The 22150-nt window shown below is 66.7% G+C and carries 20 protein-coding genes, 1 tRNA gene and 1 pseudogene; 3 read left to right on the top strand and 19 right to left on the bottom strand.

Annotated features, from left to right (window positions below):
• The first annotated feature begins 177 nt into the window (after positions 1-177).
• Entirely contained in the window at positions 178-492 is a 315-nt protein-coding gene (locus tag ACF09E_RS30640) for a hypothetical protein (RefSeq protein ID WP_392208825.1), read from the top strand.
• A gap of 155 nt (positions 493-647) precedes the next feature.
• Here the strand turns inward: ACF09E_RS30640 and ACF09E_RS30645 are convergent, their stop codons facing one another.
• From ACF09E_RS30645 to ACF09E_RS30655, 3 genes are all read right to left on the bottom strand, one after another.
• Positions 648-1439: a hypothetical protein gene (locus ACF09E_RS30645; RefSeq protein WP_392208827.1), complete on the bottom strand. Its 792-nt coding sequence runs from the start codon at positions 1437-1439 to the stop codon at positions 648-650.
• Entirely contained in the window at positions 1436-1993 is a 558-nt protein-coding gene (locus ACF09E_RS30650) for a hypothetical protein (RefSeq protein ID WP_356543042.1), read from the bottom strand. Before ACF09E_RS30650 ends, ACF09E_RS30645 begins: the two co-directional genes overlap by 4 nt.
• A gap of 728 nt (positions 1994-2721) precedes the next feature.
• Positions 2722-2797: transfer RNA gene (locus ACF09E_RS30655), tRNA-Arg, on the bottom strand.
• Between the two features lie 412 nt (positions 2798-3209).
• Here ACF09E_RS30655 and ACF09E_RS30660 point away from each other — a divergent pair.
• Complete coding sequence (locus ACF09E_RS30660) at positions 3210-4469, top strand: hypothetical protein (protein WP_392208829.1); 1260 nt, start codon at positions 3210-3212, stop codon at positions 4467-4469.
• Here the strand turns inward: ACF09E_RS30660 and ACF09E_RS30665 are convergent.
• The 4 genes from ACF09E_RS30665 to ACF09E_RS30680 all read right to left on the bottom strand — a co-directional run bounded on the left by ACF09E_RS30665 (position 4437) and on the right by ACF09E_RS30680 (position 8755).
• A complete protein-coding gene (locus tag ACF09E_RS30665) occupies positions 4437-5984 on the bottom strand; it encodes a hypothetical protein (RefSeq protein WP_392208831.1) in 1548 nt (515 codons plus the stop codon). The two genes, ACF09E_RS30660 and ACF09E_RS30665, sit on opposite strands and share 33 nt — an antisense overlap.
• Entirely contained in the window at positions 5977-6930 is a 954-nt protein-coding gene (locus ACF09E_RS30670) for a hypothetical protein (RefSeq protein WP_392208832.1), read from the bottom strand. The genes ACF09E_RS30665 and ACF09E_RS30670 overlap by 8 nt, the downstream gene beginning before the upstream one ends.
• Positions 6931-7265: 335 nt before the next feature.
• A complete protein-coding gene (locus ACF09E_RS30675; protein WP_392208834.1) occupies positions 7266-7943 on the bottom strand; it encodes a hypothetical protein in 678 nt (225 codons plus the stop codon).
• 287 nt (positions 7944-8230) lie between these two features.
• Complete coding sequence (locus ACF09E_RS30680) at positions 8231-8755, bottom strand: hypothetical protein (protein ID WP_392208836.1); 525 nt, start codon at positions 8753-8755, stop codon at positions 8231-8233.
• 364 nt (positions 8756-9119) lie between these two features.
• Here ACF09E_RS30680 and ACF09E_RS30685 point away from each other — a divergent pair, with 364 nt between their 5' ends.
• Entirely contained in the window at positions 9120-10949 is a 1830-nt protein-coding gene (locus ACF09E_RS30685) for a zinc-ribbon domain-containing protein (RefSeq protein ID WP_392208838.1), read from the top strand.
• Here the strand turns inward: ACF09E_RS30685 and ACF09E_RS30690 are convergent.
• The 12 genes and pseudogenes from ACF09E_RS30690 to ACF09E_RS30745 form a co-directional block, all read right to left on the bottom strand.
• Entirely contained in the window at positions 10933-11469 is a 537-nt protein-coding gene (locus tag ACF09E_RS30690) for an HAD domain-containing protein (RefSeq protein WP_392208840.1), read from the bottom strand. The genes ACF09E_RS30685 and ACF09E_RS30690 overlap by 17 nt on opposite strands.
• A gap of 15 nt (positions 11470-11484) precedes the next feature.
• The gene (locus ACF09E_RS30695) at positions 11485-12180 is read right to left on the bottom strand and encodes a class I SAM-dependent methyltransferase (protein WP_392208842.1); all 696 of its coding nucleotides are present in this window, start codon (positions 12178-12180) and stop codon (positions 11485-11487) included.
• Positions 12181-12801, bottom strand: a pseudogene (locus ACF09E_RS30700) (phosphotransferase); the annotation flags it as partial.
• Between the two features lie 198 nt (positions 12802-12999).
• Positions 13000-13947, bottom strand: coding sequence for a cupin-like domain-containing protein (locus tag ACF09E_RS30705; RefSeq protein ID WP_392208844.1), 948 nt, complete (start codon positions 13945-13947; stop codon positions 13000-13002).
• A gap of 32 nt (positions 13948-13979) precedes the next feature.
• Positions 13980-15179, bottom strand: a complete 1200-nt coding sequence (locus ACF09E_RS30710) for a GNAT family N-acetyltransferase (protein WP_392208846.1) — start codon at positions 15177-15179, stop codon at positions 13980-13982.
• A gap of 16 nt (positions 15180-15195) precedes the next feature.
• Positions 15196-16113, bottom strand: a complete 918-nt coding sequence (locus tag ACF09E_RS30715) for a class I SAM-dependent methyltransferase (protein WP_392208849.1) — start codon at positions 16111-16113, stop codon at positions 15196-15198.
• Entirely contained in the window at positions 16110-17222 is a 1113-nt protein-coding gene (locus ACF09E_RS30720; RefSeq protein WP_392208851.1) for an LLM class flavin-dependent oxidoreductase, read from the bottom strand. Before ACF09E_RS30720 ends, ACF09E_RS30715 begins: the two co-directional genes overlap by 4 nt.
• Entirely contained in the window at positions 17219-18112 is an 894-nt protein-coding gene (locus ACF09E_RS30725; RefSeq protein ID WP_392208853.1) for a phytanoyl-CoA dioxygenase family protein, read from the bottom strand. The genes ACF09E_RS30720 and ACF09E_RS30725 overlap by 4 nt, the downstream gene beginning before the upstream one ends.
• Positions 18113-18127: 15 nt before the next feature.
• Complete coding sequence (locus tag ACF09E_RS30730; RefSeq protein WP_392209144.1) at positions 18128-19420, bottom strand: MFS transporter; 1293 nt, start codon at positions 19418-19420, stop codon at positions 18128-18130.
• The gene (locus ACF09E_RS30735; RefSeq protein WP_392208855.1) at positions 19417-20388 is read right to left on the bottom strand and encodes a YcaO-like family protein; all 972 of its coding nucleotides are present in this window, start codon (positions 20386-20388) and stop codon (positions 19417-19419) included. Before ACF09E_RS30735 ends, ACF09E_RS30730 begins: the two co-directional genes overlap by 4 nt.
• Entirely contained in the window at positions 20385-21635 is a 1251-nt protein-coding gene (locus ACF09E_RS30740; protein WP_392208857.1) for an aKG-HExxH-type peptide beta-hydroxylase, read from the bottom strand. The genes ACF09E_RS30735 and ACF09E_RS30740 overlap by 4 nt, the downstream gene beginning before the upstream one ends.
• A 263-nt stretch (positions 21636-21898) precedes the next feature.
• Positions 21899-22030, bottom strand: a complete 132-nt coding sequence (locus tag ACF09E_RS30745) for a hypothetical protein (RefSeq protein ID WP_386569160.1) — start codon at positions 22028-22030, stop codon at positions 21899-21901.
• Between the last annotated feature and the right edge of the window lie 120 nt (positions 22031-22150).

A 22150-nucleotide genomic window follows, 5' to 3' on the forward strand; every position in this document is an offset into this window, starting at 1 on the left:
AGCGGCTCGATCCGGTCCCACATCGCATCAGTGATCACTAATCGGACAGACACATCCGATCAACTGATCAACTGATCAAAGAGACACGCTCTAGGGGTGCTGGCGTCCAGGGCCGTTGATGTCACCTCTGGATGTCAGAACGGTGCAACCATGCGCGCTCGCTGGCACGATGATCCCATGGTTGACCTGGAGCGAATCAAGGCGGAGAGCGTGGCGTACTTCCGATCCCTTGACGAAGGGGCCACCATGCGACACCACTTCCGCCACGTCGACGAGGAAGGCGGCTTGTGGTACTTCGAGGCCGTACCCGACCGTGGCGAGTTGGTCGCCATCAAGCAGGCCGAGCTGACTCCGGCCGGCATGCTTCATCGGTACAGCTGGGAGTGCCTGGAGGACGCACACGGCTTCCTGACGGACCAAGCGATTGACCCGGAAGAGGACCCGGTGGAAGCCATCCCGGCCCAAGAGTTCCAACGGGTGTGGAGTCGGTGAGTGCGCTGGACAACCACTTTAGGAGAGCGGGAGGGCGAGCCTGCACCTGACCTGCACCGATGCTGCGAGAGCTGACCGAGGTTCAGGGCCCGTAAACGCCCCTCGTTCCCCGTGGCTCCCCGCGCGTTTTGGCACGAAAGTGGCACGGCCACACCTCATTCAGCAGCAGCCTGAGCCCAAAGTCGCGGCGGCTCCTTGCCTTCCTTCAAGAAGAGATCCACCATCCGCATGTCTGAGGCGAAGCCCACGGGCGTGTTGTCTGCTAGAAGATCCAACTGATCTGGACTCCAGTCGTCGGCACTGCCGCTGAGCAAAACAAACCTCTGATCCGGCGAATAACGAGCGCGCGAGAGCTGCTGCACAAGTACGAGAGCGTGCTCGGCTGCCTGCTTACTAGCTGCCGCCTGCACGAGGACCTCGCGCCTGGGGGCGGTCACGCGTGCTGTCGGACGTACCTCTCCCCCTCGGGGAAGCCTTACAGACGGCCGTTTCTGGTACTTGAGGTGAGCAGAACTGAGGAAGGCGTAAAGAGACCTTTCCAGTGGGCTCTCACGGCCTCCTTGCGCCAACCACTTCAGGCTGTCTGTCGACAGAACAGCGCCCGCGATGTCGGCCACCAGAGCGCTAGCGCAGTGGATGGAACGTCGGCCTGTGATCCGCCCGTGGATCTCCTTGAGGTGGTAGCCGTCCAGGATCTCGTCCCATGCCTTGCCAGCACGTCCGGAACTCAGATCGACACCTGCGTCCATCAGACGCATGGCGGCTACGCCGGCATCACTCGCAAGGATCTCCTGGCCGACCACCCTCACCAGCACAGTGACCCCGTCCCCGTCACTCAAGAAGAGTCCACCAGTTAGTGCGACGGTTCCGGGCTTCCCGCCAGGTGCTATCGACCACCCAGGAAGTTGATCACGGACCTCAGAGGGCAGTAGGTCGTCCCTGATCACGGGTACTCCTCCAATCCCTCTAGCGGTAGCGTCTCGGGTGACGCTGGGGGGCTAACCCAGTTGTACCCGGCCTCGACGGTGATGTTGCACTCACCCATGAAATCGAGCAGTACCCGACGGTACTCCTCTTCCAAAGCCTCGAGCGTCGCATCAGCCGGGACCGCCGGATCGTGACGTATGTCCGTGGGCTCGTACACATCCTTGTTGCCTCTAGCCTCGCTCCAGCGATGCTTGTGAGTACGACAGATGTAGTCCTCACCCGTCCGATCCCTGTGGGTTCCTCGGACATCCAATCGCCGGACGTTCACACCGCTGGGCAGATGGCGCAAGATCAGCGTGTACTCCCACGCTAGATCGACTTTAATGCGAAAGAGCAGGTCAAAGCGGTCCGATAGATCGCTGCGCACAGGGACGTTGCCTTCGAGTTGCGATGCTCGGCCATCCTTGCGCACGCTCTTGGGCTTCCAGCGGATAGGTGCATTGAGCTGCGCGTTCACGGTCGCGCTCAAGATCTTTTCCGCAGCCTCGTCAGTGCAATCGCCCGCCCCCAGCATGTCGTGATCATAGAAGTAGACCGGACGTAAGGGAATGGCTTCGTTCAGTTACACCTTCCAGCCTTGACGCCAGACGGCATGGCCACCTTTCGCGACTACGGCTTCCGCCAACTCCCATCCCGTCTGCCGTCGACCCACACACCGTGGAGCAGGCCCGGTGCCGTGTCTGCTCGGCTCTGCCTGGGTCGACGGCAGGCGGGATGGGAGTCCCCACCACTACACCCCCACCGGCCGGCACCCGCGTACGGTCCTCTCCCATCCCGGAGCCTGAGCGCCCCCGCCGGAGGCATCGTCCTGAGCCGCGCTCGCGTACCACCTCGGCCGCATCGTGGGTTCGTCGCCCATCAACCCGAGCTGTCAGGCGTGCGGACGGCGGCCGGGCTGGAGCGGGGCGGAGACAGGAGCGCAGGCCCGGGCGACGGGCCGCGCGCGCCGCGCCGTGCGCGGCGGGTGCCTTGATGAAGTAGGGAAACTCTTACCGCGCCCCAGGGGCGTACTCGGCCTTGAACTCATCCAGAAGGGCGAAGAACAGCTCCACGGCGATCCTGTCTGTCGCCTCTGCTGCCTTCGTGATCTCGACGGCCCAGCCGAGCGGGCTGCCAGCGCGAGGCCCTCAGTCACATGGATCGGCTGCTCAAGAGGCGTCCCGGCCGTCCCTGACCGTTGCCGTTGATGTCAGGCGTGGATGTCAAAGGCCACCTACGGAGATCCGTAGGTGGCCTTTTCCCTGGTGCCCCCGGCAGGATTCGAACCTGCGACACCCGCTTTAGGAGAGCGGTGCTCTATCCCCTGAGCTACGAAGGCGGAGGCTTGGAGAAAACCTTGGAGAAAACCCAGCTAGTGGATCTTCGGCGAGGAAACCAAGCCTGCTGGTCAGATGCGGTGCAGACCCTGCTGGGCAACATTGCTGCCCGACAGGAGCGACGCCAACGGCCGACCAGGGAACAGGGTAGCGGATGGGCGTCCGTATGGGCTCTTGAACAGCCCCTGCAAGGTAGGGCGGGGTGAGGAGCACCCCGCTGACCTGTGGAGTTTTAGGGTTGGTGCTCGCTGAGCTCGTGCAGGGCGGGGTGCTGACAGCAGTCGTTTTGACCGTTCCGTTCCAAGGCGGGTCGGCGGGTACACGACCGCGAGCGGTTTCGGGCCTCTGGCGTCGCCTGAGGGCTTCGTGGGTTACGCGCCGTGCCGTGTCAGTGGCGGGAGCCAGAATGCCGGTATGGCGATCAGAGACATGTCCTTCTGGCGGCCCACGCTCTTCGGTGAGGCGGACCTCCGGCAGGTCCTCCATACGGAGATGGCCGCGCTGAAGAACGCGGTGCTCGACTGGCCGGCCGAAGCGTTCCTCCGTACATCGGTGACCGAGGTCGTCGACTACCTCGTCGACCGCCACGCTGTGTCCATGCCACGGCTGGACCGCGAGGCCATCCAGCAGCTGCCCGTCGATGAGACGACAACCCTCGTCGAGGACATAGCAGGGCGTCCCTACGAGCGCCGTCTCACGGTGTTGCAGATCACTGTTCCCTTCGAGGGCGAGTACCGCGTCTTCATGTTCCGGCCGAGTCGATGGACGATGCGTGATTGGTACACCACGGTCCTGGAGGACGAGCTCCGGATCGGCTGGACAGGGGCATCGGGCGACATCGCCGCCGCCCGCAGGCGGTTCGAGGAAGAGCTCGACGAGATCGAGAAGCACCTCGGCTGGGCCAGGGAGCTGATCGACCCCCACAACGCTGGGTTGAGGGAGAGGGCTCAGCGGCTCGTTGCGGAGCGCAGGGACAAGCTGGTCGCCGACAGGGACATGGAAGCGGCGCTGGGTTTCCCGGTCCGTAAACGGGACGGAGCGCCGCTGCACGGCGTTCCCGTTGCCCGGCGGAGGATCATCGCCCGTCCCCGGCCACAGGCAGCCGGGCCCTTCGCGTTGGAGCCGGAACTGTTGTCCGCGGACTATGAAGCGGCGCTGGAGATCATCGGACGCTTCCGCAACGGATTGGAACGGAGCCTGCCCACCGCCGCCAAGATGAGCGAGGAGGACATCCGCAACCAGCTGCTGTTCACGCTCAACACCCACTTCGAGGGGCAGGCGGCCGGAGAGGTTTTCAACGGGGGCGGCAAGACCGACATCCTTATCCGCGCAGGCGACCGGAACGTCTTCATCGCGGAATGCAAGAACTGGAAGGGGGCCAAGGCGATCACCAAGGCGCTGGACGAACAGCTCCTGGGCCGGTATCTCGTGTGGCGGGACACTAAAGCGGCCTTCCTGCTGTTCATCCGTGACGGGAACCCGGGCGAGATCATCCGTAAGGCGGCGGAAGAGATCGGCCGGTACCCCCACTGCCTTCGCGGGATGCCGGTCGAGGGTGACGGACGGTACGACTTCGTCTTCAGCTCAGCGCATGACGATGGCCGGGAGATCCGTCTGGCGTTTCTTCCCTTCGTGCTGCCGTCAGCACCTGGCGGCAGCGACGGGCCTGCCTGAGCGCTCCTTCGTGACGGCCCGTGTCAGGAGCGCGGGCGGCCGCTGTTGCGCCCGCCTGCCACCGGGTGGGGCTGATGGCGGTTCCTGGTGGATGCGGCGGCTCGTGGCGTTCTGAGCGAGGGCGAAGCCGAGCATGAAGACGTTCTGGCGTTCGAGGCCGTAAGAGATCATGCGTTCGTTCCACAGGCTCTTGTCGAGTTGGTTGTGGACGGACTCCGCATCGCTTCGGTACGGGTAGACCCTCTGGTGGGCGAGGGTGGGTTCCGGGATCTGCTGGAGGTGCTCGGCGCGGTGGAAGTCGCGTTCGACGTCGCTCTTGAGGCGGCGGCCGGTGTCGGGGTCGGTGCCGAGGCGGTCGTCGGGGGTGGTCGTGATGCCGACGGGGACGCGGTGGCTGTGGGTGCCGTGGCAGCAGGGGATGGCCAGCAGGTGGTACCAGCGTGACTTTCTGAGCCCTTGGCGGTGTTCGAGGCGGGTGACGGGTACGGGGATGAGGGTGCTGGTGCCGTCGTCGAGGAGGACGCGTTCGGCGATGCGGCCCTGGTCGCACCACAGATCGTGACGGCAGCGTCCGAAGCGGAGGAGCTCGTAGGAGCGGGGCTTGACCGAGCCGTGCTGCTTGTTGACGACGAGAAGGCCGAGGCGGGCGAGAGCGTCGCGGTGCGTGCCGCGGAACGCGCCGTCGTACACGACTCCCATGCAGCCGGGCAGGTCGCGGCTGAGTTCGCTGAAGGTCCGTACGGCGACGGCGGCTTCGTCTTCGTATTCGCCGCCGGCGACGTGGCGGACGGAGAGGATGACGCGCTTCCAGTAGCCGTCGTCGCGGGCTGAGGCGAAGAACCATTTGGTGCCGCGGGCGATACGTTTCTCCTTCTCGCCGTTCTCGTAGTAGATGCGGGCCGCGGGGTCGAAGTGGCGCCGGCGCATCTCGCCGGTGACGGTATCGGCGGTGTAGGCGTGTTCGGCTTTGGACGGCGCTTTGGGGACCGTGGCGTCGCCGACGAGCAGCTGTCGCCGCTCAGGCCTGGACCAGATGTGTGGGGCGTCTGGCGGGAAGAGGCCTTGATGGAGTGCTTGCCGGGTGGCGTACTGCTCGAAAAGCTCCTGGAGCGGCGCGATGCTGGGGGCCAGGAGATTCAGCTCGGCGTACTCGTACTGCTTGCGGCTGGGCGGGGTGACGGGCAGGAGCGCGGCGGCCGTCCGTCCGGCATGACGCCGGACGGAAGCGCGGACGGAGCGCCACTGCTTTCCGTCGAGGGTGCCGATGACGGAGCGCTTGGAGCGGGTCACGGTCATCAGCGTCGACATGATGAGGTAGATGAGGGGCGGGTACTGGCGGGGACAGCCGACGCGGCTCGGCGGGGGCAGCAACTCGGCCATCTCGTAGAGCAGCGGGTAGTCGAGGCAGTCCGTGATGCGCTGGTCCTGGTTGCGCTGGTTCTTGTCGCTGAGCTGGCGTTTCTTGCTGGTGCGCAGTTCCTGGGGCAGAGGATCGCCGAAGATGTCCTCAGGCACAGTCCGCCTCCTGGCCGTCCTCGCCGCCGGGGTGCGCTGTGCGCCAGGAGTAGTCGATCAGGGCGGCGACGCGGTCTAGTGAGCGCAGCCCGAGGAGCCGGGCGGCGTCCTCGACGCGACCGGTGCGTTCGTACTCGGCGACTGCGGCCCACGCGGTGATGGAGGCCGGTTTGACGTCTTCGTCGCCGCCGAGCCCGATGCGCTTGAGGAGGTCGGCCAGCGCGACGCAGGCCCGGGCCTGCAAAGAGGCGTCGGAGGCGTGGCGGTCGGAGACGGCGAGACGGGCGTTGGGGGCGGAGTCGGGCCGAACCTGGCGGGCGGTGACGAACGCCGCGCGGCTGGTCAGGACGTTGAGGCCCCAGGCGTCCAGCGGGCACCAGCGAGGATCGGTCTTGGTCGAGCCGTGCATCCACACGCGCCGCCCCGGCACATCGAGGTCCTTCACGCGGATGTGGCCGATCTCGCCGCTGTGTCCGCCGACGAGGGCGAGCGCGGCGGCGGCGCCGTGCCGGCTGGGACGGGTGATGAAGGCGGAATGGTGGCGCAGATCGATCACCTCGTCATCGGACAGCGGACGCACGCCGCCGACAGCGCGGGCCGGGAGTTCGATGTCCCGGGCCGGATCGGCGTCGGTCAGCTTCAGTTCGCGCAGCGTGCGGTAGGCAGTACGCAGGACGGAGCGCCGAAGGCGCATCGTGGCCGCGGCGGCGTTGCTCACATGGCCGTGACGACTGCGCCCGGGTGCGGTGACGAAGTCCTCCGCGAGGTCGGGCGTGATGTCTTCCAGGATCACGGCGCCGCGTAGCTGGGTGTAACGCTCGAAGCGCTTCAGGAGCAGCTCGAACTTGTCGAGCGTCTGCTCGGTGAACTCGCCGTGGGCGGCCATGGACTGCCAGGAGTCCTGGACGCGGTCGAGCGCGTGGGTGAGGGAGAGGTCACTGCCCACTATGAGATCCCTTCGCTGAGGAGGCGTCAGCGTGACGGGGGCGCACCTTCCTTCTGCAGGGCCTGAGCGCGGGCAGGGAGGGGTGACCGAAACGCTGATGTTCCATACATGCAACACCTTGGGCATGGGAGATCTCCTCGGCAACAGCAGAAGGGTGGAAGAGTGACGACGCCCAGGCAGGGCGGAGCAGCGCCACGGGCCGGCGCGCTGCGGCGCTCACGGGGCGATGGGTGTGGGAACGCGCGGCAGGGCCCTTGGCCGGCCGGAGCGTGGGCCGCGGACGCCTCAGGCGTCCGCGGCCACTTCGACGGCTCGGGAAGGGTGAGCGGCGCGCGTCAGGGCTGGGATGTCAGGGCCGCGAAGACGGTCCTGTAGGCGCCCATCAGGGCGATGAAGTCGTCGTCGGGCAGGGCCGCGATCTGCTCGTCGGGGGTCGTGAGCAGGGGATCGAGGACGCTGAAGGCCGTGACCTGTTCAGACTGGGGCGCGCGCGGAGGCGTGTCCCGTTCGACGGGGAGGACGAACCGCTGGTTCTCGTCCCGGTCCAGCAGGAGGGCGTAGGTCATCCACTCCGTCAGGAACAGCCCGCGCTCGACGGGGCCGGGCAGTCCGGCGGCCAGGGCGCTGGCCAGCTTCTGGTCCTCCATGGGACCTGACGACAGCTGCTGGAGGGCGAGCGTGTGGAACCAGCGCCCCTGCCAGTGGTCCCGCAGGAGGAGCCGGGCGCGGGCCGTATCGGCGATACGCAGCCTGGCCAGCTCGTGGCCGAGCTCGGTCAGCGCCCAGGACCGGTGCTCTGCTCGCAGCAGTCCGGTGTGCTGGAGGAACGAGGTCGACCGCGTGACGGTCTTGGTCGAGACCCCGACGAGGCCGGCGATGTCCTGCGGCGGCATGGCGGGCAGCGTGGTGCCGCCGGCCTGCGCCATCGCGTCGATCATCAGAAGCTGACGGCGCGGGATGAGCCGCTCGGAGGGGAGTATGCGTTCGGTGTCGCGCTGCGCGGAGGAACTCATCGCGTGCCCCCGTACGGTGCGGGTCGCGAAGCGGCGAGGCTCTCGCGGCCGGAGGCTGAGAAAAACATCATGGTGGGCCCTCGGTTTCATAGGGAAATCTGCTGAAATAGCCCCAGAGAGCCGACACATGGGCGAGGGCATGACGATGCGTGAGCGGTACGTCATGCTCTATGGTTTTGCCCGATGCGTGGGCCCTCAGCTGACGCGTCGCGGGCGCCGCAGGAAGACCGCCAAGTTATTCCTGCGGTGCCCCATTCGCGCGTCAAGAGGCTGATGCGTCTGATGGTTTACGTCGGCGCCTGGTAGCCCTCCGGGATCACGAGCAGTCGGTAGACGCCGCGGCTGACGATCTCCACGACGCCACGCCGGTTCAGGTTCGTCAGCTGCCCACGGATCGCGCCGCCCGACGTTCCGGGGCGCACGCGCTGCACTCCCTCGTAGATCGAGGCGAGAGGCGTGACCTGTCCCAGCTCCAGCACGTCGAGAATCAGATCGTTGACGGGACGTGCAGACGCGTCCGCGTTCCTGTCCCATTCCGTCGCCGACTCGGTAGCGCGGGCGTCGGACGGGGTGTCCTCCGCCGTGGTGCCGGCGGTGGCGGCGAGCTGAGTGAAGTAGTCCTCCGCGGCGGTGACCGCGGCTTCCGCGGCAAGGTGCCGTGTGGCCCTCACGCGCTGAGCCTCGCGAGCGTCCGCAAGGGCGCGCTCCAATTGGAGTGCCCGGGCGTCGGCCTGCTCCTTGCCGGCCTTCTCCGCGGCCGCCAGGTTCTTCAGCTTGGACAGGATCGGCTGGGCTTCGGTGCTGGTACTCAACACACCCTCCCCGGCCTGTGTTTGTCCACGGTTGCTGGCATCCGGCCTACGCGAAACGAGTGCCAGAAGGATCATGGCAGCAAGCGAAGCCGAAGCGCAATCGGCCAGCAAAATCGGCTTGTTGGGTGGCCACTTCGCGTCCGAAAGCTAGCGGAAGGTCCGAATGGCCGTGCCCGTGACGCAAGTTGTGTACAGGCAAGTTGCTTCGAACCGAGGAAAGTTAGCCAGCGAATAGCTCGGTAGCGTTGCGCTGCTGAAGCGGAAGCAACGAGCTTCGAGTGTCGTTCCGGCGGCGCGGGCGCGAGGCATCTGCACGGGTGCTCCGTATCGGAGCGAGGGATTCCTCGCATGGGAGGATTCGTACGTGAGTTCTCTTTCGCCCCGCACGCCGGTTCAGCTCTGCTCCGAACCGGACTGCCCGCAGCCGGCCGCCTACCGGACCCGTTCACGAGACGCCTGGTGCGACGCACACATCACGGCGATGCTGCGCACGGGCGGCCTGGAGCCCCTGGAGCCGTTCACCAAGCCGACCGCGTGGCGCGGTACGCGCTGCCTGGCCTGCGGGGTGGAGGCGCACTACCGGTTCGCGTACACCGTGGAGAAGAACGCGATCGGGGAGGCGACGTGCAGGGCCTGCTACTGGAGGCGGTGGGCCGAGGAGGACCGCCTGGTCAGGGGCGCGTACGCCGATCTGACCCCCGTACCGGAGGCGGTGGCGCGTGAGATCGCCGAGAAGAACGGGTACGACTACCTCGCGCCGTTGACCGTGCCGTCACTGGCAGAGGATCCGCATCACGTCCGGTGCCGGTACTGCGAGCGCCTGAGTGCCGAGCGCCTCGGGGACATCGCCTTCGGATGCCGGTGCCAGACCAATCCGAACCGCGCCCGGCAGACGACGAAGCCGGCCTCGACGCCGGCGCGCGATCTGCTGAAGGACTCCGGGCTTTCGGCCGTCGAGTGGTGGGACCACGAGCGCAACGCGTCCGCGGACTGGGAGACCGTCACGGTCAGGGCCCGCCGGGAGGTGTCATGGCGCTGCCCCGACTGCGGGCTGCGGTTCACCAAGAGGGTCCTGGACATGGCCGGAACCTGCGAGTGTCCCGACTGCGAGCTGAAGCGCCGTGCCGAGTGGCAGGCCGAGTACGAGCGGTACGAGGTGACGCCGGTCGCGGACATCCCGGAGCTGCTCGCTGCGTGGGCCGACGAGGCGGACCCGAGGATGGTGACGGTCGCCGGCTCCGGCCCGCTCCGCCGGTTCCGCTGCCCGCAGGGGCACCATCCCCGGCTGTCCCCGCACACCTACCTGTCGGCGGGCTGTCCGTCCTGCCGCGCCCAGGACACGCGCGAGACGCGGCTGGCCGCCGCCGAGGCGGATCCGACCGTCTACGGCATGGGTGCGGAGATCGCCTCGCAGTGGCACCCGTCGAAGAACGGGCGCGTCCAGCTGGCGAAGACGTCTCCCCGGTCGAGGAAGACCGTGTGGTGGCTCGATCCGGACTGCGGGCATGAGTGGCAGGAAACTCCGGCGCAGCGTGACAAGGGGCAGCGGCTGCGCTGCCCGGACTGCCGCACGATCCTGGACTCCCTGGGCTACCACTTCCCGGAGATGGCCGCCGAGTGGTCCCCGGCGAACCCGCTCTCCGCGTGGCACGTCCGCCCGACCGGGCAGACGCCGTTCGTGCCGGCCTGGATCTGCTCGACGAACCCCGAGCACGTCTGGACCGCCTCGCTGGCCTCGCGGACCGGCGGCAGCGGGTGTCCCGAGTGCCGGGAGCACGGCAAGTCACAGGTCGAGCTGGACCATCACGCCGCCGCGGTCCTCGCCTTCGGTGCGGCGGCTTCCGGGCGGTCCCTGCGGCACGACGCCTTCGTCCGGCGTACGCACTGGCTGGTCGACATCACCGTCGAACTCGACGCCGGACGGTCGCTCGTCATCGAGTACGACGGCTCCTACTGGCACGCCGACAAGCACGACATCGACATCGACAAGTCCCGCGACCTGCTCGCCGCCGGGTACCTCGTGGCCCGACTGCGCGAGCACCCGCTCGCCGCGCTGCCGATCGACCATCCGGCCTACGCGGAGTTCGTCGTGCATGCGACCGCGCCATCGCCGGACGCCACGATCGACCGCGTGAGGCAGTGGGCGATGGCCGAAGACCTCGCCGCCCAGGGGTTCGTCACGCGGCCTTCGTGACCACGAGCCGGGTGGCCCATGCGGCCGCCTGCTCCAGGTGCTCGGGCTCCAGACCGGCGTGCGGGTCCGGCTGGACGAGCAGCGTGGGGTAGCCGCGGGCGGTCCGCTCCGCGGCCCAGGCGTGGTCGAGAGGGGTGAAGTCGTCGTCGATCCACACGGCAGGGGCTTCACCGAGCCAGGCGTCGACGTGGTCGCGTTTCCAGAGGTAGCCGTCGGGGTGACTGGTGGTGATCTGGGGACGGGGAAGGTCGAGGTACGGGAACGCGGGTAGCGCGAGGAGCGGGCCGACGATGGCGGGGGCGTCCTGGCGCCAGCTGGTGCACCACATCGAGGTGACGAGGCCGGCGGCGAGGAGGCCGGTGAGCATCGGGCCGTGGGCGGGATTGAGCCAGACGGGCACGGGAGTGTGTCCGGTGGGCTGGACGGTGTGGCGGACGTGCGTGGGCGGGGTGGTGCCGTCGGCAGCCGGGAAGGGTATGAGGACGCCGTCGATGTCCAGCAGGAGGTAGGGCAGGGCCATCGGTGTCTCCGTCGGTCAGCTCTTGCGGGCGGTGATCAGGAGGGTGGTCGGCCACGCGTCGAGCAGTGGATGGCGCAGCTCGACGGCGGAGTCGATCCGCAGGCCGGTCCGTGACAGATGCGCAGCCCAGCGGGCGGCGTCGAACTCCCAGCGGGCGATCGGCATGTGGGTTCGGTCGGGCATGGTGACGTAGTCCTCGCGCGGCTGGTCGTCCGCGACTGGATGTCTTCCTGCCCGTGCCGGGTGAGGCACGGAGAAGGCCAGGACGCCACCAGGGACCAGGCGGCGGGAGACTTCGGCGAGCAGGAGTTCCGGGGCGGTCAGACCGACGGCGCCGAAGACCGAGTAGATGGCGTCGAAGCTCCCGCTCGCGGCCTGGAGGTGGTGCAGGGCATGCCCGGCGGCGAACGCGGCGCCGTCGATGTGGCCGTAGTGCGAGCGTGCGCGCTGTATCTGGAGTCCGACCAGGTCGATGCCGGTGACGTGGGCCTGGTGACGCTGGGCGAGGTGGGCGGCGTTGTGGCCGGGGCCGCAGCCCAGTTCCATCAAGCGTTTGCCGCTCAGGCAGTGGCCGAGGATCTCCGCGCCGGGGCCGAGGCCGCGGTGGGTGCTCCACTCCATCCGGCCGGGAGGTGCGAGGACCTGGGCGGGGTCGGTGGCGGCCAGGCGCTGGGCCGCGTGGGCGTACCAGGGGGAGACCTGGGCGTGCACCTAGACCTCCAGGAGATGAACCACGTCGTCCAGGTGGCGGTGGACGACGGCGATGTAGGCGGGGTCCTTGACGGGGGCGTTGATCCAGCGGATTGCTTGCTCCATGAACCACTCCACAGCCCACAGGCGGTGCCAGCCCAGGGCCCACGCCTCGGCGGCAAGGCCGTCGCGGGTGGCGAGGGTGTCCTTGTGCCCGCCGGCGCTGACGTACTGCTCCAGCAGTGCCCTCAGCCGGGCGGGGTCCGGGTCGCCGGTGGTGCCGTGGTACGAGGCGAGGTCGATCAGGCCGGGGCCGGTGAAGGCGCAGGCGAAGTCGAGGAGATGGAGGCCCTCTTCCGCGATGTGGATGCTCGTGGGGTGGAACTCGGAGTGGACCCAGCCGAACGGGCCGAGCGTGGCGCCCTGAGCCCGGGCCTCGGTGGCTGCGGAGACCTTCCCCAGAGCGGTCTCGATGTCGTCGCAGTCGGTCCACCGGCCGGCCTTCCGCAGCCGCCGCAGGTGATCGAGAGCCCGGCCGGGAAGAGCGGCTAGGCCCGTGCCGTCGAGGATCGGCAGACCGCCGACCGGGCGGACGGCGTGAAGCATGACGGCGGCGGCGACGCCGTCGAGGTCGTCGGCATCGCCGCGCCGATCACCACGCCCAGATGGTGTTGTGCGTCGCCGTGATCAGGCTGTCATGGCGCGTGGCTGGGGACGCCCCGCGCTGGCCGGAGAAACGCCCCGACCGACAAACCCGGGCCCCGGCTCGGGTGTGAACCGGCCGCTCTCCTCCCGCACCAGCCAGCCCCGCCTCTCCAGCGCGTAGGCACGGTGTTCTCGCTAGACCGTTCGGTCGACAAAGTCTTGGGGTGTCGTGATGACGGGCTCGAGGCCTGAGAGTTCGAGGATGTGCCGGGCACCCTCACGTGGGTCGGAGCTCAGAATCTTGTCGAGCTCGTCCCGGAGGCCAGGGAGAAGCCCAGCGAGTGTGTCGAGGGCTTTCTCCTGCCTGCCGTCTGTGGCGAAGACGTCGAGAGCGTAGGCGCGCCAGTCCGGCTGCGCGAGCAGGGTATTACGAATAGCCCTGGTCAGAACGGTCAGCCACATGGAGCGCTTGACGACGAAGTTGACTTGGAGGCACTCTCCGCGAGATTCAGTCTCATGCCACCAGCCTCGTGGTACGAAGACCAGGCCGCCCGCTGTCACCTCGATCTCCTCGGCGTCCTTGGGCATGGAGGAGGGGAACGGCAGGCGGTCCGCGAGCCTCCGACTGATGCTGTCGGGCTCCTCGAAGCCTTCAGGGAAACACTGCCCGACCTGGTTTCGTATGTGGTGGTTGGGAGCGAGTCGCCAGCGCTTGTTTCCTCGCACAAGCAGGGCGAAGTTGACGTCGTAGTCGCTGTGCATGGTGGCGCCGCTGTCGCCCTTGGAGCAGAAGATCTCGGTGTGCATGGATCCCTGGGGCAGGCCCAGGTCGGCGGTGATCTGATCGGTGTAGGCGGCGAGCTGCGGAATGTAGTCGCTGCGGATGAAGCAGGTGCGGCCGGCTTCGTAGTGGCTGATCGCCGTCTTGCCGCTCGGGACCGTTTGCACGTCGCCGTTCCCGAAGAAGACGCGGACAGATCCTGCGGACGTCAGCACATTGTGCGCGTGGGCAAGCTCTGGGATGTCTTCGAAGACTGCGGCTTGTGTCGGTGAGCTGTTCCTCCACCAGGCCTGCTCGGGCCATGGGCCTGCGAGAAATTCGCTGGTTGCGAGCGGTGTCACGAGATCAGCCAGATTGAACATATTTGTGTTGTCCGTTCTTGAGGGCAGGGCGGTCAGAACCAGGTGATGCCCCAGGGGGCGCGGCTTGAGCCGAGGGCGGTGGCGAGCCCGTCGAGTGCCCCTGCGGTGTGCTCTGTGACGCGGCCGGCTTGGGACAGGGCGTGCAGTCGTCCGGCGCCGAGGTAGCACGCCGCTACGTCGGCGGTGTCAAGCGTGATGTCCGGGCTCCCAGAGGTTCGGCTGAAGCCCTGTGGACCAAAAGCCCAGGTTCCCTCGTTCCAGGGACAGAGTTCATCGGTGATGGCGATCTTGAGATCGAGGCCGGGGCTGGACTGCCAGGTTCGTTTGCTGAAGGCTGCCTCGATGTCCACCACGCGCAGCCACAAGCCGTCTCGAGTAGTGAGCTGGGCTTGTCGGATGTCGGCCAGCATCCACGGCAGTGCGTCGTCAGTCGGGCGACGCTTCGCGATCACTGTGGATGTGAGATCGAAGTCGAGTGCGAAGCGCCAGAGGCTCGCTTCCGCATAGGCAGTGTTTGCAACGAGTTCTACGACGTGCAGCCGGTGGGACGGGCCCTTATCGGTCCATCCTTCCGCTTCGGTCTGGTATCCGAGGTATCCATCGATCCCATTGGGGCCCTCATGAACAACCCATTGGGTGGCTGGGTCTGAGGTGAGATGGCGCCACCAGCCCTCGTGTCGGCTGACCATTCCTGGGCGCTGTTGGCGCAACTGCTCGTAGACCGGTGCCAGTGTTCGTGCCACGAGGTCGTCCTGCGCCATGCTGTCGATGTAGGTCACGGGGCCGTGCTCTACACCCGTCAGGAACGGAGCACGCGGGGTGATGGTGGCGTCGATACTTGTGGTGGCCAGCCCGAATCCGTAGCGGCTGTAGACAGAGGCTTGAGAGGCCCAGAGCACAGCGACGGACTCACCGCGCTGACGGAACTCGTCGAACTGATGGCGGACCATTGCAGACAACACTCCGCGGCGCCGGTGGGTGGGCAGAGTGCTGACCCACCGGATGCCTCCGCAGGAAGTCTGGGAGCCTCCGGGAAGCGTGAGGTCGAATCCTGCCGCAGCGGCTGTTCCGACGACCTGCTCTCCGTCGAAGGCAAGGTGCATGCGGTCGAGTTCCATCGTCGGTCCGGGTTTGACCGACCGCCGCAATGGATGACCGAAGGCAAGCGCACGTGCCTGGTCGAAGGCGACCAGCTCGTCCGGGCCCGTAAGGGGCCTGATGGTGAAACCCATGTGTAGGCCAGCCTTTCTACACCAGGGTGGTGGCGCGGTCAGCTGCCAGGCCCGTCAGCGCGAAGGAGCGCAGGAGCTCGTTGCCGCACTCTTCCTCGACGTAGGCGCGGATCTCGTCCGCCAGCTGGCGTGCGGTGTCCTGCTCGAGGCCGCGGAAGCCGCCGTATGAGGAGAGGGCGGCGACGATGCCCTCTCCGGTGTAGCGGCGATCGTGCCGGTCGACGAGGACCGTGGCAGGCCCGAACCAGCGACCTATAGGAAGTTCGGTCACATGCTCGGGTGTGCCGAACTCGAGGTACTCCAGAGCTTGGGCGATGGATTTGCTGTTGCCCTTCAGCCGCGAGCGCAGTTCGTCCAACCGGCGGGTGCCGAACGGAGGAGTGAGCTGCGGGGCCAGGCGCCGGTAGATGACTCGGATGCGTTCGGCTTGCTCCTCCCAGATGTCGCTGCCGATGACATCGCTGTAAGAAACGAAGACCAGCCGGCCTGACGGCTTCAGCAGCGCGGCGGCCTTTTCGTAGGAGACCCGGGGGTCGGCCCAGTGAAACGCGGAGGCCGAGAAAACGCAGTCATGGCGGTCGGTGCCGCTCCAGTCTTCGAAGGTTGACTGATGTACTGCGACATGGGGATCGGAGACGTGCCGCTGGCTGGCTTCTTCGCACAGCTTGCGGCCCGGTTCCATGGAGGTGACCTGGGCGAAGAACTGCGGCAGAAGTTGAGTCGCCTGTCCGGTCCCTGCTCCCACCTCCAGGACTGTGCGATGTGTGTCTGTGCGGTCAAGCAGAGGCTGCAGCAGGGTCTGGACGAACTCGGCCGGGTAGGTGGGGCGGCCCGCCGTGTAGTACTCGGCAAGCGTGTCGAAGGACGCACCGAGCCGCTGGCGCCGGGCCGGGGCATGTACGGGGACCGGCGGTGCCTGGCGGGTTTGGCTCATGCGCTGATGTCCTTGTCCATATCGTCGAGTCGGGGCAGCAACAGATTTCCTGTGTGACGGGCTTCTTCTCGTAGTGGCCAGCCAGTGAGGACGAGCGCCGATATGCCCGTCTCGGCCTTCATGCTCTTGATGTCGTCGGCAATGTCGTCGGGAGAGCCGACAAAGTACACAGCGGCGGCTCCGTCTCCGAAGACATCAAGCGGTGCCCATGCGGCAAACCCCGCGTAGTGCGCACCGTGCAGATGCAGTTCGGTGAGTGTGGGAAGCCGCCCGGCGCTGAGTGCGTCCACCCACGACTGGCGTTTTGCGTCCGGGGCCACGAAGGTTTTGAGGGACTCGCGGCCTTGTGTTCGGCGTGCGATCGCCTTCTGTAGCTGCTCGGCCAGGATCTGCGGGCCGAGGTCCTCGAACATGCCGTAGAAGTGCGCCTGTGCTTCCTCACGGCGCCGACGCACGGTCACACCGGCCATGACGCCTGTCTCGGCGAAGGCCCTGCCGTGCTCGGCGGCCGCCCGGTGGGCGCGGGCAAGGCTGTCCCGGGTGCGTTGGAAGTCCTTGAGCATGGTCAGATACCCGTCGAGGACTGCTCCTGCGTGCGCGCTGCCGGCCGGGGAGTCACCCGCACCCCAGAGGGGCACGCCTTCTTCAGAGCGGGAATCGTGAAGGTCCGGAGTTCGCCCGAAGAAGTCATCTGCCTGGTAGTGCTGGCGGAAGTCCGCCCAGTACTGCTCGGCTGCCGTATAGCGCTCGTCGTGGGACAGGTTCAGACCGTAGGTACGCAGGATGTCGTCGCGGCCGTTGACGAGGTTGAACAGCAGTCGGCCGCCAGTGAGTGCGTTGTATGCGCGGGCCTGTTCTGCAAGGAGCTTAGCGGGGACGAGATTGGCGTACACCGCGGTCAGGACGCGCAGTCGAGTGGTGGCGGCGGCCACAAACGTGGAAGTCACCATGGCGTCGCTCGACCATGTGGCGACGAGGGCACCGTAGAAGCCGGCGTTTTCGACCTCGCGTGCGAGGGCCTCGATGCGCGTGCGGTCCAGAGAGGCCATGCCTTGGGGGTTCCATGGCATGGGTCCGTCGGCACGGGAGATATACCAGAGCGTCTTCACTCCTGCTCCTCCTTGGCACCGTCCCAGCTGTTCCAGTCTTCGTGGACTGCGAAGAACCTGGAGGGGTTGGGGCGGATGATCTGGTCCCACATGCCTTCGATCAGCTGCACTTCGGCCGGCACGGGGCGCCACCATGCCTCGTTGTGGAACCTGCGGGCGAAGAGTTCATCCGTGCGGTCGCCCTGGCCGAGGATGAACTCGCGACGCACCGGTTCATCGGTTCGCTGCCATCGGAAGTCGGCCGATCGCCTGAGCCCGTCGGTCTTGTTGGGCAGTGCGGCGTGTGCGGTCAGACAGTGGAAGATCACGACGTCGCCAAGTCGGTAGTCGGTCGTCGCCCAGCCCGGTTCGTCGTCATTGAGTACGCGCAGCGGTCGCGGCGGGCCGATCTGGCTGCCGGGCAGCAGGGCGAGTCCGCCCAGTTCGCGGGGGATGTCCATCAAGGGCATCCATGAGGTGAGCATGTCGTTGACGCCCCAGTACGAGAAGTCCTGGTGCACGTACCGGCCCGATTCCGTGATCCACGCGGCGGGGGGCGTGGCGCGCAGGACTTTTGAGGGAAGACTGAAGACGTCGTGTTCCAGAAGGTTCTGGATCAGACCGTGCAGCTGGTCGAGGTAGGGGATCCGGTTGAACGCCGGTGCTTGTGCTGCTGCACGGTATGCCGGGTCGCGCTCCTGGTACGGCGTTGATGCCGGCTCATGCTGCGCGTTGCCCTTCTCGTCGATCCAGCCGCCGTCCGTGAGAATCCTTTCCACGGCGTCGGCAGCTTCTCGGATTTCCACGGCGGGCAGGGCGGACCGCAACAGGAGGTAGCCGTCCCGGGCCATACGCTCTCGCAGCTGGTGGGGGTCTTTGAGCAAGGGAGTTGAGTCGAGCAGCTCTTCCATGTTTCGCCTCACTGTCTACTGGGTGGCCATTGCGGGCTGGGATCCGGAGCGTTCGCGCAGCAGGCTCCATCGGCCGAGCAGGCCGGCGATGATCGCTGCGGCGGCTCCGGCAGCCAGAGACCAGCGCGCTCCCAGAGCGGCGGCCACGTAGCCGATGGCGGGGCCGCCGATGAGCGTGCTCCCCTGGAAGCAGATGTGCCACAAGGACATGATCCGTCCCCGGAACTGGGGGGGTGCGTTCTCGAGGACTGCCGCGTTGGCCAGGGCCATGAACCTCACCGACGCTGCGCCGACGAGTACGAACGAGGCGACTGCTGCGATCGGGACCGGCATCCATGCCGTGATGAGCAGGAAAGCGCCGAGAACCATGGCCGCATTGGTCAGTGCTGTTCGGCCGTGATCTTTCTGGCCCGCGAGTCGGAGCCCCCATACTGTGGCTCCGACCCCTGCCGCAGCGAAGAAGAGGCCGTAGAGCGTGGGGCCGGCTTCAAAGCTCTCCCGGGCGAGCAGTGGCAGCGTGACGGGGAACTCATAAGTGAAGGTGCCCACCAGCGCCATCATCAGCAGGGCGTCGCGGATGATCGGTGTGCGGGCCACTTGGTGCAGCACCACGCCGAATCGCGCCGTGGAATCGTCTTGCGGCGATGTTTGCGGGTCGGTTTGCGCGATTCGCCCCTGCGGGCGCAGGGCGAGCAGAGCGCCAGCGACCACGGCGAATGAGATTCCGTTGAGGACGAAGCACCATGCAGCGCCGGCCCAGGCGACGATCAGGCCGCCGAGGGCGGGGCCGAGAAGCGAGCTGCCGTTCAGTGAGACGGCGTTCATGGCGATGGCATTGCTGATGTTGCGCGCGTCTACGATCTCGGGGAGCAAGGACTGTCGCGCAGGACTGTCGACTGCCAGCAGGGCGCCGAAAAGGAAGGACAGGATGAGGGTGGTGAGGTAGTCCAGTCTTCCGGTGAGCTGGAGCACGGCGAGCAGGACCACGATGGCTGCGAGTCCGCTCTGCGTGGCGACGGTGAGTCGTCGTACGTCGTAGCGGTCGACGACAGAGCCGGCGAACGGGCCCAGCAGCAGAACGGGAAGTGTCTCGACTGCGAGCACGAGGCCAAGCTTCGATGCTGAGCCGGTCATGTCTAGCACGACCCACGACAGCCCGGTGATCTGCATCCAGGTGCCGATGTTGGAGCCGAACTGGGCGAGGAAGAAGATGCGGAAGTCACGGCTGCGGCGCAGCGACGCAAACATGGCCGCGAACCGTTCTTTGGTGGTCGAGGTGTCCTGCCTCATCGGTTTCATCGCCGTCATCCGACTGGCCACGGCTGGCGCTTTGCCTGGGCCGGGTTGAGGGCGCCAGGGACCAGGACCCGCCACACCTCGGTTGCTGAGACTCGGGAGTGCTTGAGGGGGAAGTGCACCGCGATCGGCTCACTGCCCAGAGCCGACCGGACGCCCGCCGCAAGCGCGGACAGGTCCTCAGGGATGTGCGTGGGAGCGGTGTCTCGGGTCGCTTGCTTGGCGCGCAGTTCCTCTCGCAGGGCGGTGCTGTGGTTCGACGCCCACAGGATCCCGTCCATCTGCGGCGGTGGGGTGTCCATGCGCAGTGTGTGCCTGACCGTGGTTAGCATCATCACCCCTTCCAGTACGGCTCTGCTGATGGCGTCGTGCTCGGTGTATTTGCAGGCGGTTCCCACCGCTGCCGCGCCGGTGGACTGGCAGCGGACAAGGGCGACAGCAGTGGGGGGCAGCCCTGGCCGCTGGACGATCCATGCTTCTGCGGCGGCTTTCTGCCCGCGCAGAAGGCAGTGCAGTGCCTCGGGGATGGAGGACGTGCTGTCAAAAAGGGAGACTTCATGGCAGTCGAACAGGCGGACGACGCTGTCGCGTTCGATGACCTCCATCAGGCCATGAGCCACAATGTGGTGCTTGTCCGTCGCCGGTCCTGCGCAGTAGCCGCTGCCGTCTGGATCCTCCCCTGCTACTGCCATACCGGGCTGGAGGAGGCCGGTGTACGTCTGCCCGGTGCTTGTCCCCCGCCCGGTCAGCTCTGGTGAACCGGCGAGTTCCCATTCAAGGTGTGCCCAGCGCTCCAGTAGCTCCGAACGGCACCTTCGCCGGCTGAGCTCTTCGCCGAATCCGAGACTCGATCCCCGCAGGGAGATTTTGCGCCGGTTGATCGTGACGCTTACTTCTGCGTCGGCGAAGTAGATCCCTTGCTTTTTGCAGAAGGCGAAGACTGAGGTGGCGGCGGCCACGTGGGCGTCGTCGAGGCTCATACCTTGAGCAGCGGCAGATCGCCGTTGGCCTGGTCGTAGTCCCAGTTGAGGCGGTTGTAGAGCTTCGGGTCGGGCAGGCCGGCGAAGGCTACGAACTCTCGAGCGGTTTCGATCCAGCCGTCCAGTTCCTGGCGGCCCTCAGGCGAGTACACGCCGTGCTCGTCGATGATCGCGAGGCCCTGAAGCAGGCCGAGGAGGTGGCGGTGGAAACGGATTTCTGCCTCTTCGTGCCACTGGGTGTCAGAAGAGCGCAACACCGCGGCCATCAGCCGAGTCAGACGCAGAAAGACGAAGGTGGCGTGATACGTGCCGTACAGGGGCCGCGGGTCGGTCCGGATAGGCGAGCTCAGGCCCGTTTCGTCACGGTTGAGCAGCAGCGGATGGACTTCCTGCTTGGCGTGCAGCAGCTGGTGCGTCGACTCGTGTGTCAGGTGGTCGGCGAAGCAGAGAGGACTCCACGTGGGCTCCAGGCACAGGAACGAGGCGCCGAAGAGAACGATGTCGGAGCCGCCCACGAAATGCTCGCCTCGCAGGGGGGCGACGTACTCGGTGAGGGTGCGGATCTCCGCAGCCTGTTCCGGGAGCACCTGTTCGATGAGACGCAGCCCGGCGTCGTAGTTGCGTATGAGCGTCTGTGTGTCGTCGTCCGTGCCCGCGGCCACGGTCAGACCTGGATCGAGCTGTGAGATGTCCTTGGTCTGGTCGCTGTACTTGGCGATTTCCGTACGGACGACATCGGTTTCGGCACGCAGGCGGACTGTGCCGGGCTCGCTGGTAATCCACGAGGCGGCGGCAGCCTCGAGGATGGTGTGCTTCTCGTCAGCGAGGTGCTGCGGGTCGAGTACATCTGTGTCCGCAGGCAGCAGCCATGCGGAGTCGACCGGCGTGAAAGGCAGACGCACCGAACCGTGTCGGGCCGACCGCGATATGGGGAGGGGAGTCTGCACGCGGCCGTGGGCGGCGTCTTCCACCAGCACATTGCCGAGTCCCAGCACTGCTCGGGTCGCTGCATCGCGATCCTTCGCGGCGAACGCGTCGAGTGCCGCGAAGTAGGACGCGTAGAACTCGCTGCGGCGAGGGGCCTCAGCGGTGCTCTCCAGGGCCTGGCGCAGCAGCGCGATCTTCTCCGGCGCCACGATCTGCACCGACTGGGCAGCGTCGAGGACCTTCTGCCAGTCTGCGGTGATGGCTTCACCGAGGGAGCGGCGCAGCGCGGCTGCGTCTGCTCCATTGGGATCTGCGAGCAAGATGCTCTCCTTGTCGTCTGTCAGGCCCCCTTCGGCGAAGCAGTCCGGTTGCACGGCTGTGGTGCCCAGGGGGCGCCGATAAGCCCGGTAAACCGATGGCGCGACGGGAGTCATGGGTTGCATCACGCGCGGCGGATAAAAGCCGGCGGGGATATCCAGCTTTTCGGCTTCAGGTTTATGATCTGCGCTGAAAGTGGATGAGTGAAGGCCTGTGCACGGCCGAGAAGATCAAGCTTCTCGGCCGTGCACCAGGTGCGGCGGGTTTAGCGCTCGCCGTCGAACGAGGTGAAGGCGTCGTCGTCGAGCTCGGTGCTCACGCGGCCCTTCATCTGCATCATCGCGGAGCCGACAGCGCCACGGCCAACCTGGATGTCCAGCTCGTCGATCTCGGGCATGATTCCTCCTGAAGGTTTCTCTGATTCGAAAGGATTGAGCGCCTTAGCGCCCCTTCCGAGAATTATTCTGGCACGGCTGAAGGACGCATGAAATGCTTCTGGGGTGGCACAAGTTGACGT

Source organism: Streptomyces sp. NPDC014891, from assembly GCF_043081085.1.
Lineage (GTDB): Bacteria > Actinomycetota > Actinomycetes > Streptomycetales > Streptomycetaceae > Streptomyces.